The 15024-nt window shown below is 61.6% G+C and carries 15 protein-coding genes; 9 read left to right on the top strand and 6 right to left on the bottom strand.

Annotation, left to right across the window (positions count from 1 at the left end):
• Window positions 1-38: 38 nt before the first annotated feature.
• The 4 genes from RXV86_RS17905 to RXV86_RS17890 all read left to right on the top strand — a co-directional run bounded on the left by RXV86_RS17905 (window position 39) and on the right by RXV86_RS17890 (window position 2734).
• Window positions 39-827: an exodeoxyribonuclease III gene (locus tag RXV86_RS17905; protein WP_316301645.1), complete on the top strand. Its 789-nt coding sequence runs from the start codon at window positions 39-41 to the stop codon at window positions 825-827.
• 141 nt (window positions 828-968) lie between these two features.
• The gene (gene trxA, locus RXV86_RS17900) at window positions 969-1877 is read left to right on the top strand and encodes a thioredoxin (RefSeq protein ID WP_316301644.1); all 909 of its coding nucleotides are present in this window, start codon (window positions 969-971) and stop codon (window positions 1875-1877) included.
• 27 nt (window positions 1878-1904) lie between these two features.
• Window positions 1905-2546, top strand: coding sequence for an LON peptidase substrate-binding domain-containing protein (locus RXV86_RS17895; RefSeq protein ID WP_316301643.1), 642 nt, complete (start codon window positions 1905-1907; stop codon window positions 2544-2546).
• Window positions 2543-2734 carry a Trm112 family protein gene (locus tag RXV86_RS17890; RefSeq protein WP_316301642.1) on the top strand — a complete coding sequence of 64 codons (192 nt, stop codon included), beginning with the start codon at window positions 2543-2545 and terminating at the stop codon, window positions 2732-2734. Before RXV86_RS17895 ends, RXV86_RS17890 begins: the two co-directional genes overlap by 4 nt.
• A 69-nt stretch (window positions 2735-2803) precedes the next feature.
• On the opposite strand, the gene RXV86_RS17885 is transcribed toward RXV86_RS17890, so the two are convergent.
• Complete coding sequence (locus tag RXV86_RS17885) at window positions 2804-4018, bottom strand: FAD-dependent monooxygenase (RefSeq protein ID WP_316301641.1); 1215 nt, start codon at window positions 4016-4018, stop codon at window positions 2804-2806.
• Between the two features lie 125 nt (window positions 4019-4143).
• Here RXV86_RS17885 and RXV86_RS17880 point away from each other — a divergent pair, with 125 nt between their 5' ends.
• From RXV86_RS17880 to RXV86_RS17865, 4 genes are all read left to right on the top strand, one after another.
• Window positions 4144-5487, top strand: coding sequence for an amidase family protein (locus RXV86_RS17880; protein WP_316301640.1), 1344 nt, complete (start codon window positions 4144-4146; stop codon window positions 5485-5487).
• 104 nt (window positions 5488-5591) lie between these two features.
• Window positions 5592-6776: an aminotransferase class I/II-fold pyridoxal phosphate-dependent enzyme gene (locus tag RXV86_RS17875; RefSeq protein WP_316301639.1), complete on the top strand. Its 1185-nt coding sequence runs from the start codon at window positions 5592-5594 to the stop codon at window positions 6774-6776.
• A 15-nt stretch (window positions 6777-6791) separates the two neighbouring features.
• Window positions 6792-9707: a DNA translocase FtsK 4TM domain-containing protein gene (locus tag RXV86_RS17870; protein ID WP_316301638.1), complete on the top strand. Its 2916-nt coding sequence runs from the start codon at window positions 6792-6794 to the stop codon at window positions 9705-9707.
• 142 nt (window positions 9708-9849) lie between these two features.
• Window positions 9850-10452 (top strand): outer membrane lipoprotein carrier protein LolA, encoded by a 603-nt coding sequence (locus RXV86_RS17865; RefSeq protein WP_316301637.1) that lies wholly within the window; start codon window positions 9850-9852, stop codon window positions 10450-10452.
• Between the two features lie 169 nt (window positions 10453-10621).
• On the opposite strand, the gene RXV86_RS17860 is transcribed toward RXV86_RS17865, so the two are convergent.
• On the bottom strand, window positions 10622-11209 hold the full coding sequence (locus RXV86_RS17860; RefSeq protein ID WP_316301636.1) for a transglycosylase SLT domain-containing protein: 588 nt from the start codon (window positions 11207-11209) through the stop codon (window positions 10622-10624).
• A 196-nt stretch (window positions 11210-11405) separates the two neighbouring features.
• On the opposite strand from RXV86_RS17860, the gene hspQ reads away from it, so the two are divergent.
• The gene (hspQ, locus tag RXV86_RS17855; protein WP_316301635.1) at window positions 11406-11732 is read left to right on the top strand and encodes a heat shock protein HspQ; all 327 of its coding nucleotides are present in this window, start codon (window positions 11406-11408) and stop codon (window positions 11730-11732) included.
• 41 nt (window positions 11733-11773) lie between these two features.
• Here hspQ and RXV86_RS17850 read toward each other — a convergent pair whose 3' ends face one another.
• The 4 genes from RXV86_RS17850 to RXV86_RS17835 form a co-directional block, all read right to left on the bottom strand.
• Window positions 11774-12157, bottom strand: coding sequence for a rhodanese-like domain-containing protein (locus RXV86_RS17850; RefSeq protein WP_316301634.1), 384 nt, complete (start codon window positions 12155-12157; stop codon window positions 11774-11776).
• A gap of 24 nt (window positions 12158-12181) precedes the next feature.
• Window positions 12182-13756, bottom strand: a complete 1575-nt coding sequence (locus tag RXV86_RS17845) for a gamma-glutamyltransferase family protein (protein WP_316301633.1) — start codon at window positions 13754-13756, stop codon at window positions 12182-12184.
• Between the two features lie 338 nt (window positions 13757-14094).
• Window positions 14095-14634, bottom strand: coding sequence for an ATP-binding protein (locus tag RXV86_RS17840; protein ID WP_316301632.1), 540 nt, complete (start codon window positions 14632-14634; stop codon window positions 14095-14097).
• Between the two features lie 32 nt (window positions 14635-14666).
• The gene (locus tag RXV86_RS17835) at window positions 14667-15005 is read right to left on the bottom strand and encodes an STAS domain-containing protein (protein WP_316301631.1); all 339 of its coding nucleotides are present in this window, start codon (window positions 15003-15005) and stop codon (window positions 14667-14669) included.
• Window positions 15006-15024: the final 19 nt, after the last annotated feature.

Below are 15024 nucleotides of genomic sequence, written 5' to 3'. Positions count from 1 at the left end.
GCGCACCGCGACAGGACTTCGACAGGAAAGACACGCCCATGCCCTTCACACTCGCCACCTGGAATATCAACTCGGTCCGCCTGCGCGAACCCATCGTCCTGAAACTTCTTCAGGAGGAAGCGCCCGACATCCTGTGCCTGCAGGAGTGCAAAAGCCCGGTCGAAAAAATTCCGACCGAAGGCTTTGCCGCGCTCGGCTACACCCACATGGTTGCTCGCGGTCAAAAGGGTTACAACGGCGTCGCCATCCTGTCGAAACTCCCGATGGTCGAGGCTGGATCACAGGACTTTGCCGCCCTCGGTCACGCCCGCCATATCGCCGGGCGGCTGGAAGATGGCACCGTGATCCACAATTTCTATGTCCCGGCGGGCGGAGACAAACCCGACCGTGAGGTAAACGAGAAATTCGGCCAGAAACTCGACTACCTGACCGAGATGCGTGACTGGTTCCATTCCGAGAAACCGAAAAAATCCATCCTCGTCGGCGACCTCAACATCGCCCCGGGCGAAGATGACGTCTGGGATCACAAGAAACTCTTGAAGGTGGTCTCACACACCCCCATCGAGGTCGAACACCTGGCCGAGACCCAGGACGCCGGCAATTGGATTGACGTCACCCGCGCCGACATCCCCGAAGGCCAGCTTTACTCCTGGTGGTCCTACCGCGCCCGCGACTGGGATGCTGCCGACAAGGGCCGCCGCCTCGATCACATCTGGGCCACCCCTGACATCTCGAACACCGCGCACGGCTCCCGCATTCTTCGCCATGCGCGCGGCTGGGAGAAACCAAGCGATCATGCACCCGTCTTCGCCACATTCGACCTGTAACAGCCCCTCTTTCTTTGGAAAAATACTCCGGGGGTGCGGGGGCTGGCCCCCGCTCCTGACATTTGCGTCAGAAAACCCCCTTTGAATTTGCAGCGCGCCACATCATATATGGCTCAAACCTGATCCCAAAGGACGTGACCAATGCTCGAACTCGGCCAAAACCCTTCCACCGCCCCCGCGGGCGACCTGATCAAAGACGTTTCAGAGGCCGATTTCATGGCCGAGGTGATCGACGCCAGCCAGGAAACCCCTGTCATCGTCGATTTCTGGGCGCCATGGTGCGGCCCCTGCAAAACCCTCGGCCCTGCGCTGGAAGAGGCCGTCACCAAGGCCGGTGGCAAGGTCAAGATGGCCAAGGTCAATGTCGACGAAAACCAGATGATCGCCGGGCAGCTCAGGGTGCAATCCATCCCCACCGTCTATGCCTTCTACCAGGGCCAGCCGGTCGACGGGTTCCAGGGCGCGATAGCCCCTTCGGATATCGCCAAGTTCGTCGAGAAAACCGCCGCCCTTGCCGGTGACGGTGGCCTGGGCGAAGCGGTCGCCGCTGCTGAAGAAATGTTAGAAGAAGGCGCGCTTGCCGACGCCGCCCAAACTTTTGCCGCCATTTTGGAGCAAGAGCCTGCAAACGTCGCCGCCTATGCCGGCCTCGTACGCTCCTACATCGCAGCTGGCGATCTTGATCAGGCCGAAGCGACCCTGAATGGCGCACCTGCTGAAATCGCCTCCAAGCCCGAGCTTGAAGCGGCCCATGCCCAGCTTGAACTCGCCCACGCCGCCGCCAACGCTGGTCCCGCCGATGAACTGGCTGGTCAGGTCGAGGCCAACCCGGACAACCACCACGCCCGGTTCGACTTCGCCCAGGCGCTGCACGGCGCAGGAGACATCCAGGGCGCGGTCGATCAACTGCTCGAGCTTTTCCGCCGGGATCGCGAATGGAATGACGGTGCCGCCAAGGCCCAGCTGCTGACCATTTTCGAGGCCTTGCCGCCGCAGGACGAAGTCGCGTTGACCGGTCGTCGCAAACTCGCCTCAATGATCTTGGTCTGAACGCCCGACCCGGTCTATGCTGACCCCATGACCATGCCCCAGGATCTCCCCGAGGTCATCTCGGTCTTCCCGCTGCCGGGCGCGCTCCTCTTGCCGCGCTCGCGCCTGCCCTTGCATATTTTCGAGCCCCGCTACCTGACCATGCTCGAAGATGCGCTCAAGACACCCGAGCGACTGATCGGTATGGTGCAACCTTTCGAAGCGCCCGATGGCAGCGACACCCTGATGACCATCGGTTGCGCCGGGCGCGTCACCCAGTTCTCGGAAACCGAGGACGGGCGCTACATGATCACGCTCACCGGCATCTCGCGCTTCCGCATCGTCGAAGAAGTCGAAGGCTTCACCCCCTATCGGCGGGCTCAGGTCAATTGGGACGGGTTCGACCGCGACCGCGCGGGCAAAGACCGCGACCCCACATTCGACCGATCCCGTTTCATGGACCTGCTACATCGGTTCTTTGCCGCCAAAGGGTTCGATACAGACTGGGACACGCTGAAAGAAGCCGATGACGAACTCTTGATCAACTCGCTGTCGATGCTGCTGGAATTCGATCCCGAAGACAAACAGGCGCTCTTGGAGGCGCCCTCGTTGGCCACCCGCCGCGAAACCCTGATCACATTGATTGAATACGCCCTGCACGGCGGCAACGGAGACGACCTGATCCAATGAGTGACACACCCCAATCCCCCACCTTCGACCGCCACATGCTCGAAGCCCTGATCTGCCCGCAGACCCATGCGACGCTGGAATACGACGCTGAGAAACGGGAGCTGATCAGCAAATCCGCCGGTTTGGCGTTTCCGATTCGCGACGGCATTCCGGTTATGCTGATCGACGAGGCGCGCAGGTTGGATTGACGCCGTGGTGCGTGAAATTACACACCCCACATATGCGCGCACCCCGTAGGGTGTGTGCTTGCACGCACCTTACCCCCGCATCAACTCGGGCAATTCCCCGGTCAGCCCCGCTGCCTCGCGCATGAACCCACGGCGCAACCCCGGCATGGCGCCAATCATACCCATACCCACATCGCGCACCGCGCGCAGAAGCGGATTATCGTTGGAAAACAGCTTGTTGGTGAGGTCCGTCGCCATCGCCAGCGCCTGCGTATCGAACCGCCGCCATTCCTGATACCGCGCCAGAACCAGCTCGCTGGCAAAATCTTCACCTCGCCTGACAGCGTGGCACAGAACATCCACCAGCGCGCCGACATCGCGCAGCCCGGCGTTCAACCCCTGCCCGGCAATCGGGTGCATCCCGTGCGCCGCATCGCCAATCAGCGCCAGACGGTCCGCGACAAAGGTATTCGCGATGGTCAGGTTCAAGGGATAGGTGAACCGCTTGCCCTTCAGCTTGATGTCGCCCAGAAAATCGCCAAACCGCGGCCGCAGAACTTCCATGTAATCTGCATCATTCAGCGCATGGATCGCCGCCGCGTTTTCGTGGGTTTCCGACCAGACGATGGACGACACCTTGCCCGGCAGAGGCAAGATCGCCAGTGGCCCACTTGCCATGAAGAACTGATGCGCAATCCCGTTATGCGGCTTTTCATGGCCAATGGCACAGACCAGCGCCGTCTGCCCGTAATCCCAACCGCTGCGTTTGATGCCCGCCCGTTCCGCCGTGCCCGATTGCCGCCCGTCGCAACCCACCAACAGCCGCGTGCGCAGGGTCTTGCCCGAGGCCAGCGTCACGGTCACGCCCAAGGCATCCACCTCCTGCGCCACCACGCGATCCTCGATCTGGGTGATTCCCTTTTCCTCGCCCATCGCCTCCAGAAACGCACGACGCAGGTACCGGTCTTCCAGCATGTAGCCCATCGCGCCTTCTTCGATCTCGGCGGCGTCGAAATGCAGGAAAAACGGTGCGGGCCCTTCGCCCGCGCGTCCGTCACTTGCCTTGATCTCGTACATCGGCTGGCTGTGTCCGGCCACGCGCGCCCAGACCCCGATCCGATCCAGCAACCGCTTCGAGGCCAGCGCCAGCGCATAGGCGCGGCCATCAAAGGCGGCATTCTTGCGCACAGTCTCGGGCAGGGCATCGACCACTGTCACACGCAACCCGCGTTGCGCCAGCGGCAACGCCAACGCCGGGCCATTCAGCCCGCCACCGACAATCACGATATCGCTGTCATGTTCCATGGGTTTCATAAAGCCCGCGCAGGCGGGATTGTCCATGGGGCGTATCACCGCTAGCGTTGGCGCATGCCGGAACTTTGGGAGCCTCCGGCGGGGATATTTAAGGCAAAAGGAAGAGGGTGGGTGCGATGAAAGACTGGCTGTGGATGAGCATGGGCGATCTGGGGCGTGGCATCGCCGCGGGTGAGATTGATCCGTTGGCGCTGACCGAGACCTATCTTGACGCGATCAACACCCATGAGTTGCGCGACCGTATCTATGCCCGCACGACCGACGACCGTGCCCTGGCCGAGGCCGAGGCCGCATCGAAACGCGCCAAATCGGGCCACCGGCGCGGGCTTCTGGATGGCGTGCCAGTCAGCTGGAAAGACCTGTTTGACACGGCAGGCGTCGCCACCGAGGCTGGATCGGCCCTGCTCGAAGGCCGGGTGCCCGATGCGGACGCGCCGGTGCTGAAAAACGCCACGCTGGCGGGCACAGTCTGCCTTGGTAAGACCCACATGTCAGAACTGGCCTTTTCCGGGCTGGGCCTGAACCCGATCACCGCCACGCCACCCTGCGTCAATGATGCGGGCGCGGTATCGGGCGGATCGTCCTCGGGCGCAGCGGCGTCAGTGGCCTTTGGCCTCGCCCCTTGTGGCATCGGCTCTGACACCGGCGGATCGGTGCGGATTCCGTCTGCGTGGAACGACCTCGTGGGCCTGAAAACCACCTCCGGGCGGCTGACCCTCAAGGGGGTTGTTCCGCTTTGTGCCCGGTTCGACACCATTGGCCCGCTGTGCCGCAATGTCGAAGATGCCGCGCTGATGCTGGGCGCGCTGGAAGGCACTGCGGCCGTCGATCTGCGCGGCGCTTCCACCAAGGGGTTGCGCATCGGGTTGTTGCAGGCCCCAGCGCTGGATGATGTTCGTGACGCGCCCATGGCGGCCTATGACGAAGCGGTCACTCGCCTCGCCGACGCCGGTGTCACCATCGAAAAATTCGACGCGCCCGAGGTTGAAACCGCGATGTCGCAATCCGGGGTTACCTTCACCGCCGAGGCCTACGGCACATGGAAAGACACAATTGAGGCCGCGCCCGAAAAGATGTTCGACCAGATCCTCGAAAGGTTCCGCGCCGGGGCCCAGCATTCCGGCCCCGATTTCGTCCGGGCCTGGCAGATGCTCGATGAATGTCGCGAGGTCTGGAACGCCCGCGTCGCCGGGTATGATGCGGTGCTGATTCCCTCGGCCCCGATCCTGCCGCCCAATGTTGAACGGCTGCTTTCGGACCACAACTACTATGTCACCGAAAACCTGCTGGCGCTGCGCAACACCCGGATCGGCAACATGCTGGGGCTTTCCGCGATCACATTGCCGGTATCGGGCCACCCCTCCTGTGGTGTCATCGCCATGGGTAAAGCTTATGGCGAAGAGGCGCTTTTGCGGGTGGCCGCAGCGATGGAACCAGCCCTGAAACCATCGTTGTCATAATTGCCACAACTGCCCGTAAACCCGTGTCTTTTTCTGGACGACACGGGGCGTCCGCGCTAATTTCACCTCAAACGGGGCGCCAATGACCCCGACTTTGAGGCAATTTGAATATGTTCCCCGAGCGGTTTTCGAACCTACCGGAATACGCGTTCCCGCGTCTGCGGGCGCTTTTGGACCACCACCAGCCAGGCGGCGAGGTGGTGCATATGACCATTGGCGAACCCAAACATGCGTTTCCGCCCTGGGTCACTGATATCATTGCGGAAAATGCTGCTGGCTTTAATCGTTATCCCCCCAATGACGGCAGCGACGGGCTGCGTTCTGCTATCGCGGACTGGGTGAAAAACCGCTTTGACGTTGCGGTTGACCCGGCCAGCCAAATCCTTGCCCTCAACGGCACCCGCGAAGGGCTCTACAACGCCTGCATGGCGCTGGTGCCCGAAAAGGTCCGGGGTGAACAGCCGCTCGTCCTTTTGCCGAACCCGTTTTATCAGGTCTACATGGTCGCCTCGATTTCCGTTGGCGCGCGCCCCGTCATGGTGCCCGCCACCCGGGACAATGGCTACCTACCCGACTATACCGGCCTGCCCACCGACATGCTCAACCGTGTCGCCGCGGCCTATATCTGTTCCCCGTCGAATCCGCAGGGGGCCGTCGCCGACAAAGGCTATCTGCGCGAGCTGATCGAGCTGGCCGAGCATTTCGATTTCAAGATCTTCGCCGATGAATGCTATTCCGAGATCTACCGCAATGACCCGCCCCCGGGTGCCCTGCAAGTGGCGCGCGACATGGGCGCAGACCCGGAACGGGTGGTGATCTTCCATTCACTGTCGAAACGCTCGAACCTTCCGGGCCTGCGCTCGGGCTTTGTTGCCGGTGGCCCGCAAAGCATCGCCCGCATGAAGCAACTACGCAATTACGCCGGTGCGCCCCTGCCCCTGCCCCTGCAAGCGGCGGCAGAAAAGGTTTGGGCCGACGAAGCACACGTGATCGAAAACCGCGCGCTCTACCAGGAAAAATACACCGTCGCCGACGAGGTGTTCAGCGGCGTGCAGGCCTACCAGGGACCCGAGGCCGGGTTCTTCCTGTGGCTGCCGGTGGACAATGGCGAACAGACCACGCTCAAGGCGTGGAAGGAAACCGGGGTCCGGGTCCTGCCCGGCGCTTACCTTAGCCAAGAGGTGAACGGCCAGAACCCGGGACATGAATATATCAGGGTGGCCATGGTCGCCCCCAAAGAAGAAATGCGGCAGGGGCTGATCCGGCTTCGCGACTGCATCTATAGCTGAGGACGAGGGAAACACATGGCATATCAGGCACGCGGGCGCGATCCGCTTCTTGACAGCAACATGGCCGAAGCGATCGAAAAGCGCGGCAAGGAACTGATCGGTATTGCACTCCTGCTGACCGGATTGGCCGCCGTCGCGATGTTCTGGTCCTACGCTCCTTCGGACCCGTGGTGGATGTCGGCCACCGATGCCCCGGTGCAGAACTGGCTTGGTCGCTTTGGCGCCTCGATTGCCGCACCGATGTTCATGATCGTCGGCTTTGGCGCCTGGGGTCTGGCCGTTGTGCTGCTGGCCTGGGGCCTGCGCTTTGTCCTGCATCGCGGCAATGAACGCGCCATTTCCCGGCTGATCTTTGCCCCGATCTGGATTGCCCTGATCTCGATTTATGCCGCCACGCTGACCCCCGGCCCCGGCTGGACCCATTCTTTTGGTCTTGGCGGGTTGTTCGGCAAAACAGCCGCCGGTAGCCTTCTGAACCTCTTGCCCATCGTTGAAACCACCGGCCTCAAGATCCTGTCGCTGGTGCTGGGCGTTGCCGTTGTCGCCATGGCCTCTTTCGTACTGGGCTTTACCCGCCCCGAACTGCGCCAGTTCGGCCGCTTCCTTCTGGTTGGGTTGATCCTTCTCTATGCCTCGCTGATGAAGCTCTTGGGCCGCACCGCCCAAGGCGCCGTCGCCAGCGCCCAAACCCTTCAGGCAAAGAATGCCGAGCGCCGCGAACGTCGCGCCGTCGAGGCTGCCGAGGCCGCCGAATTTGCCGCCATGCAGGCCGAGCAAGAGGCCCAGGCCGCCGCCGCCCACGCCGCGGCCCATCCGGCCGAGGTCGCCCTGCCGCCCGAACCGTCCCTGACCCAGCCGATGGCTGGCCACGCGCCGGAACACGTCGCCGAAAAACCCGGCCTGCTGTCGCGTGCCACCAACCTGATCAAACGCCCCGAGGCCGACCCGGAACCGGAACTGATCGAAACCGAACCGCATTTCGACGACGCCACCCAGGCCCCGAGTGAGGACCACATCAAGGCCCGCATCGCCGACGTGATCAAATCCCGGGTCCGTCAGAATCCATCGGTTCAGGTTGAATCCGTTGCCCCCCTGACCAAGGGCCGTGGCCGTGGACCCGACCCTTTGGTCCTGAACACCGAACCGTCTCACGAGCTTCCCCCGGAACCGCCCATGACCGCCATGGACCTGCCGCCCGAGCCCCCGCTCACGGCACCGCAACCGCTGGCCTACGCCCCGGAACCCGCGCCCGCCGAGGCGCTGCCGCTGCAACCGGCCCCTGCCCCGGCGCAGGCCGCGATCCCCGTGGCGCAGCCGAAAAAGGTCGTCCAACAACCGGCGCGCAAACCGATCAAGCACAGCACCCGCGCCAAGGCCGAGGCCCAACCCTCGCTCCAGTTCGAAGAAAACCGCCCGCAATACGAATTGCCGCCGCTGTCGCTTCTGGCCAACCCGGTCAGCATAGAACGCCACCACCTTTCGGACGAGGCGCTCGAAGAAAACGCCCGCATGCTCGAAGCCGTGCTGGATGACTACGGCGTCAAGGGCGAGATCGTCTCGGTCCGCCCCGGCCCGGTTGTCACCATGTACGAGTTGGAACCGGCCCCCGGCCTCAAGGCCAGCCGTGTCATTGGCCTCGCCGATGATATCGCCCGCTCGATGTCGGCCCTTTCGGCCCGTGTCTCCACCGTGCCCGGCCGCTCAGTGATCGGCATTGAACTCCCGAATGACCACCGCGAGATGGTCTCTTTCCGCGAAATCCTATCCTCGCGTGATTATGGCGACGGCAACCACAAACTGCCGCTGGCCTTGGGCAAGGATATTGGCGGCGACCCGATGGTCGCCAACCTCGCCAAGATGCCCCACCTCCTGATCGCGGGCACCACCGGTTCGGGTAAATCCGTGGCAATCAACACCATGATCCTGTCGCTGCTTTACAAGCTGACACCGGAAGAATGCCGGTTGATCATGATTGACCCCAAGATGCTGGAACTCTCCGTCTATGACGGCATTCCGCACCTTCTGTCGCCGGTTGTGACCGACCCGAAAAAGGCCGTCGTCGCCCTGAAATGGGTCGTCGGCGAGATGGAAGAACGCTATCGCAAGATGTCCAAGATGGGCGTGCGCAACATCGACGGCTACAACAGCCGCGTGGCCGACGCGCTGGCCAAGGGTGAAACCTTCGACCGCACGGTCCAGACCGGGTTCGACGATGAGACCGGCGAGCCGATCTTCGAGACCGAGGAAATCACCCCCGAGAAAATGCCCTACATCGTCGTCGTCGTCGACGAGATGGCCGACCTGATGATGGTCGCAGGCAAAGAGATCGAGGCTTGCATTCAGCGACTAGCGCAAATGGCGCGGGCCTCGGGCATCCACCTGATCATGGCCACCCAGCGCCCGTCGGTCGATGTCATCACCGGCACGATCAAGGCCAACTTCCCGACCCGGATTTCCTTCCAGGTGACCTCCAAGATCGACTCGCGGACGATCCTCGGCGAAATGGGCGCCGAACAGCTTCTGGGCATGGGCGACATGCTCTACATGGCCGGTGGTGCCCGCATCACCCGCTGCCACGGGCCCTTCGTGTCGGACGAAGAGGTCGAGGAAATCGTCACCCATCTCAAGGCCTACGGCCCGCCTGAATATGTCGGCGGCGTGGTGCAGGGTGTCGATGACAAAAAGTCCGGTGATATCGACGCCGTTCTGGGCCTCAACACCGGTGGAAACACCGGCGGCGAAGACGCGCTTTATGACAGCGCCGTTGCCATCGTCATCAAGGATCGCAAATGCTCCACCTCCTACATCCAGCGCAAGCTTGGCATCGGCTACAACAAGGCCGCCCGTCTGGTCGAGCAGATGGAAGAGGAGCAGCTGGTCTCGCCCGCCAACCACGTCGGCAAACGCGAAATCCTGATCCCGGAACAGTGACCCGTGTATGGTGCGTGATTTCACGCACCTTCCCCGGCTTGCCTGTTAAGAACACTGGCTTGTTATCGCTTATCAATTGGGTTTGCGGCAGACTGTGCCTATCTAATCGGCTAGACCGACAAAAAAGCACGAGGTCCGAGTAATGAAACTGTCCCGCCTGATCCTGGCCACGGCCACGACCATCGCGCTCGCCCTGCCCGCCAGTGCCGACAAACAGTCGCTGAACGCCATCTCGAAATATCTCAACGGGATGAAACAGGCGAAAACCAAATTTACCCAGATCAACGATGACGGCACCATCGACACCGGCACGATCTATATCAAGCGCCCGGGCAAGATGCGGTTCGAATACGACCCGCCCAACAAGGCGCTTGTGCTTGTCTCGGCGGCCACCGTGGCGCTGTTTGATCCCAAGACCAACCAGGGCCCGGAAACCTATCCGCTGAACAAGACACCGCTCTCGATCATCCTGGCCAAGACTGTAAACCTGGCTCAGGCCAACATGGTCACGGGACATTCCTATGACGGCACCGCCACCATCGTGACGGCGCAGGACCCCAAGCACCCGGAATACGGCAATATCCAGCTCAAGTTCACCGGCAACCCGGTCGAGCTGCGCCAATGGATCATCAACGACGACAGCGGCTCGTCGACCACCGTGGTCCTGGGCGCGCTGAGCAAGGGCGGGTCCATGCCGCACAAGCTTTTCGACATCGACCTGAATACGAACACCTTCAACCGGTAGCTTCCGCTCAAAGACCGGTAATGGCCTCAAGCGGTCATTCCAACACTCCGGTCCACCTCTTCCTCTTGCCAGAAATATCCCGGGGGGTCTGGGGGGCTGGCCCCCCAGCCGGTCGGATTGCGTAAGCAATTCGAAAGTCAGCTCCAGGCCAAACCCGGCCCTTTGCTCATCACTTCAACCGCCGACAGGTCCTCAGCTGCGCCTGGTAGGTCTTGGACCGCGCGCCCACCTCGCCCGAAATCCGCATCAGCCACGCCTTGCGCCGATAGGTCCCGCGCTTATAGCCGGTATGCCCCTCGTGATAAGCAAGGTACTGGTTGCGCGCATCATTCAAGGGAATGCCGTTCCGCTCCTTGGTGATGTTCATGTACCAGCCCATGAAATCGGTGGCATCGCGGATATCGTCGCGCTTGGCGCTGCGGCTGCCAGTGGCCTGCTTGTACTCCTTCCAGGTCGCATCCAGCGCCTGGGCAAAGCCATAGGCGCTCGATTGCCGCCCCATCGGGATCACGCCGATCGCCCAGCGGAACGGCGTGCGCGCATCAGCCTTGAACTTGCTCTCCTGATAGATCGTCGCCATCTGCACATGCACCGGCACGCCCCATTTGCGTTCCGTCGCGCGAAAGGCGCGCACGAAATGCGGTCGGCTCTTCAGGATCGTACAGGCATTGTCGAATGTTTTCGGCGCCGAACGGTCCCTGGTGCCGCAGCTTGCCAGCAGCAGCAGGATCAAAACGGCGCGAAGGGGTCTGCTCATGATGCCTCTCGCTATTTTTCTTGTTTGCGGGCATTTTAGCCTTTTTTTGCCCGTGGCTAAAGACAAAACGCGGGAACGACGGAAACCTCACTGTCATGTGTGGGTTCACAGACTGTTTCCCGGTTTTTACCCCCCGGCAAATGGACAATCCCCCCTTGTTCCCTGTATGGTACATCGTTAAGGGGCTGTAGAATAAATGTTGAAGACTCGTGCGAAATATCACTTGGGCCAAGTTGTCCGGCACCGCAAACATCCGTTTCGCGGCGTGGTTTTTGATGTCGATCCGGAATTCAACAACACCGAGGAATGGTACGAAGCGATCCCCGAAGAGGCCCGCCCGGTCAAGGATCAGCCCTTCTATCACCTGCTCGCCGAAAACGATCAAAGCTACTATGTGGCCTATGTCAGCGAACAGAACCTGATTGCCGACTATTCCGGCGAACCGGTCGACCACCCCGACATTCCCGACCTTTTCGGCCCGTTCGAAGACGGCCTCTATCCGCTGCATTTTCAGCTGAATTGAAGGTGCGGATGGTGCGTGATTTCACGCACCGTTACCCCCGTTCACATCTCGATCGCGCGTTCTTCCTTCTTCCAGGCTGAAAACCCACCTTCCATCTCGGCCAGATTCTCCACGCCCATCTCCTGCAAGGCCTTGACGGTGAGAGCCGATCGCCAGGCGCTGGCACAGAAGAACACCAACGTCTTGTCGGTGGTCAACGCCTCCTTGTAATAGGGGCTCGTCGGGTCGATCCAAAACTCCAGCATCCCGCGCGGCGCATGAAACGCTCCCGGAATGCGCCCATCCCGGGATAGCTCTCGCGGGTCCCGGATATCCACCAGCAACGCCTTGCCCGCGGCGGCCATTTCCTCGGCCTCCTGCGTCGAGATCGAAGTGATCACCGCCTTCGCCTGTCCCACCAGTTCCTTGACCGGAGTAATCCCCATCCCGCGTGTCCTTTCCTGTTAACCTCAATAGCCCAGCGCAATACCGTCCTTGCGCGGGTCCGATGCCCCTTCCAGCACCCCGTCCTCGCGGATCAGGATCGCCTGACCGCCGCCCAGCGGCCCGTCCGGCACCTCAACCTTGTGGCCCATCTCGGCCAGCTCGTTCCGCACCGCGTCCGAATAGCCACGCTCGACCTTCATCACACCGTTTTCCGAGAAACAACGCGGCGCATCAATCGCCGCCTGGGGGTCCATGCCGTAATCGATCATGTTGGTCACTACCCGCGCATGCCCGTTGGGCTGATACTGCCCACCCATCACACCAAAGGGCATCACCGCGCCCCGCTGTTTGAACATCCCCGGAATGATCGTGTGCATCGGCTGTTTGCCGGGCCCCAGCTCATTTGGATGCCCTTTGGTCAGGTTAAACCCAGCGCCCCGGTTCTGCAGCAGCAGACCGAATTTCTCGCTGGCAATCCCCGACCCGAAACCGTGGAAAATCGAATAGATCAGGCTCACCGCCATCCGGTCCTTGTCCACCACCGTGATATAGACCGTATCCTTGTGCACCGCTTCGCTCAAAGGCGCCGCTGCCTCCATCGCCCGTTTCGGATCGATAAGCGCCGCCAATTTCTGTGCCGTCTCCATGCTCAGCATGTGCTCGACCCGTGCTGTGTGATCCGGATCAGCAAGAAAACGGTTGCGCGCATCATAAGCCAGCTTTGACACTTCCGCTTCGATATGCGCCCGTTCGGCCCCCAGCGGGTCCATCGCCGCCAGGTCAAACTGCCCTAGCATGTTGAGCATCAGGATCGCCGTCGCGCCCTGCCCGTTCGGCGGATGCTCAATCAACTCGCTGCCCTTGTAATCCCCGCTGATCGGATCGGTGTAAAAGCTCTCAGCCGCAGCGAAATCCTCAAGCGAATGCACCCCGCCACGCGCCCGCAGCTCGGCCAACATGTCCTCGGCCACTTCGCCGCTATAGAACGCACCGCGACCATCCCTGGCGATGCGTTTCAACACCTCGGCCTGCCCCGGTGCACGGAACATCTGCCCGACCTGCCCTGGCTTGCCGTCAATCAGGTAATGCCTTGCCCCATGCCCTTGCAGCGCCTTGCCCGCATCTGGCCAGTCAAACGCCACCCGTGGCGCCACTGGAACACCCTCTTCGGCATAATGGATCGTCGGGGCCAGCACCTGGTCCAACCCCATCCGCCCCCAATCCGCATTCAGCCGGCAGAACGCATCCACTGCCGTTGGGATCGTCACTGCCTCGGGCCCGTTGAGCGGCACCGTCTCCAGCCCGCGCTCGCGTAACGCCTCGGCACTTGCCGCCTTGGGTGCCCGCCCGGATCCGTTCAGCGCACGTATCTCGTCGCTGCCCGCCGGTTTGAACAAAACGAAACAGTCTCCGCCAATCCCGGTCATCTGCGGTTCGCAAATCCCCAGCAGCACCGCGCCGGCGATCGCCGCATCCATCGCGTTGCCACCATCCTGCAGAATATCCACCGCAACCTTCGCCGCCAGCGGATGCGAGGTTGCACAAACCCCGTTTGCCGCCAGAACCGGCGAGCGTCCCGGAAAATGAAAATCACGCATATCCAAACCCCTCTTGCCTCGGGGGCAGAGCCTATGCGCGCAAATGCCGAAAGCCAATCACATGTTTGCGGTTGGCTCAATCTGACGTCCGGTTTTCTGGGGAAGTACCTCGGCACCGCGCACTGGGTGGGGGCTGTTAACGCACGGCACCGAGGGAAGCCATATGCAGCTACCCTTTTGTTATGCTGCTGGATTCGGGCGCCATTTGGGGGGGAATATGGCGATTCAAAGATTGTTTGGAGCGGTTTCAAGACAGGCTTAACACGACATATATCGCGTCTCCCGTCGCCTCTCACACTGTCCGCGGACAGCAATCTCCGGGGGCGGCCGAAGTTAATCTAGCCCACGGCCCCCTGCCCCGAGGCCGCCCTCACGACCTCTTGGTCAAAAGGAATATCGAACCGGAAAAAGTTTCGCTCTCCGCGCCGGGCATAGCGCAATCGTGTTGCCAGGCTGTGCACCAGGAACCAGCCAAATCCACCCTCGGGCAAATACTCGCGTCCGCATTCCAAGTTGGGCAGCTTGCCCGGCGGCAAGCTTGATCCTTTGAACGCCCGCCCCGCGTCGCAGACGCAAAAGCTCAGACCATCCGTGCGCAGACGACAGTTGATTCGGATTTCTCCGGGCTGATCCGGCCCATAGGCGTGTTCCACGACGTTGTTGAGAACTTCACCCAGAACCAGTTCAACCGTACCTAGGTCATCCCGGGTCAAATCAACCTGCGCCAGAATCTGTTTCAACTGCCCTAACGCCGCCCTTACCTCATGTTCACCACTGGCAAAGCCAAGGCGGATCAGTTTCGACCCGGGTGCCGAATCCGGTGCCGTGCCGGAGGGCACGCCTGATTTCAACCTCAACTGTTTCGGTATGGGCTGCATGATCCAATCCCGTGTCCAACTCGTTGGTCGGGTCACCCGGCATAGACCGCCTGTGCATCGGCAAGGCTGTCGTGAATGGTAAAGACCGAATCCATTCGGGTCAGACGGAACACCCGGTCCACCGTCGGCGTCAATCCGGCCAGGTCCAACCGTCTTGTCCCGCCCAGCTGTTTCATCGCTGCGACAACCGCGCCAAGCCCGCTGCTGTCAATAAACTCCACTTCGCTCAGATCCAGCACCACATGCGGCGTTCCGTTCGCCGTCAGGTCGCGCATCCTGTCCTTGAACCGGATCGCTACGGCAGCGTCGATTCTCTCCTCATTAACCGTGACCACCTGGAAATCACCGTCATCGCTGCTCTCAAGGTTCATCTGCTACCCTCTGCATGCC

The organism is Aliisedimentitalea sp. MJ-SS2, assembly GCF_032586155.1.
Taxonomy (GTDB): Bacteria; Pseudomonadota; Alphaproteobacteria; order Rhodobacterales; family Rhodobacteraceae; genus JAWHTC01.
The sequence above is the reverse complement of the archived record's forward strand: the minus strand, read 5'-3'. Positions and strand labels throughout refer to the sequence as shown.

Bases quoted from the DNA above. Each gene is read 5' to 3' on its own strand.
- RXV86_RS17905 (WP_316301645.1), top strand. From the start codon at position 39: ATGCCCTTCACACTCGCCACCTGGAATATCAACTCGGTCCGCCTGCGC.
- trxA (WP_316301644.1), top strand. From the start codon at position 969: ATGCTCGAACTCGGCCAAAACCCTTCCACCGCCCCCGCGGGCGACCTG.
- RXV86_RS17895 (WP_316301643.1), top strand. From the start codon at position 1,905: ATGACCATGCCCCAGGATCTCCCCGAGGTCATCTCGGTCTTCCCGCTG.
- RXV86_RS17890 (WP_316301642.1), top strand. From the start codon at position 2,543: ATGAGTGACACACCCCAATCCCCCACCTTCGACCGCCACATGCTCGAA.
- RXV86_RS17885 (WP_316301641.1), bottom strand. From the start codon at position 4,018: ATGGAACATGACAGCGATATCGTGATTGTCGGTGGCGGGCTGAATGGC.
- RXV86_RS17880 (WP_316301640.1), top strand. From the start codon at position 4,144: ATGAAAGACTGGCTGTGGATGAGCATGGGCGATCTGGGGCGTGGCATC.
- RXV86_RS17870 (WP_316301638.1), top strand. From the start codon at position 6,792: ATGGCATATCAGGCACGCGGGCGCGATCCGCTTCTTGACAGCAACATG.
- RXV86_RS17865 (WP_316301637.1), top strand. From the start codon at position 9,850: ATGAAACTGTCCCGCCTGATCCTGGCCACGGCCACGACCATCGCGCTC.
- RXV86_RS17860 (WP_316301636.1), bottom strand. From the start codon at position 11,209: ATGAGCAGACCCCTTCGCGCCGTTTTGATCCTGCTGCTGCTGGCAAGC.
- hspQ (WP_316301635.1), top strand. From the start codon at position 11,406: ATGTTGAAGACTCGTGCGAAATATCACTTGGGCCAAGTTGTCCGGCAC.
- RXV86_RS17850 (WP_316301634.1), bottom strand. From the start codon at position 12,157: ATGGGGATTACTCCGGTCAAGGAACTGGTGGGACAGGCGAAGGCGGTG.
- RXV86_RS17845 (WP_316301633.1), bottom strand. From the start codon at position 13,756: ATGCGTGATTTTCATTTTCCGGGACGCTCGCCGGTTCTGGCGGCAAAC.
- RXV86_RS17840 (WP_316301632.1), bottom strand. From the start codon at position 14,634: ATGCAGCCCATACCGAAACAGTTGAGGTTGAAATCAGGCGTGCCCTCC.
- RXV86_RS17835 (WP_316301631.1), bottom strand. From the start codon at position 15,005: ATGAACCTTGAGAGCAGCGATGACGGTGATTTCCAGGTGGTCACGGTT.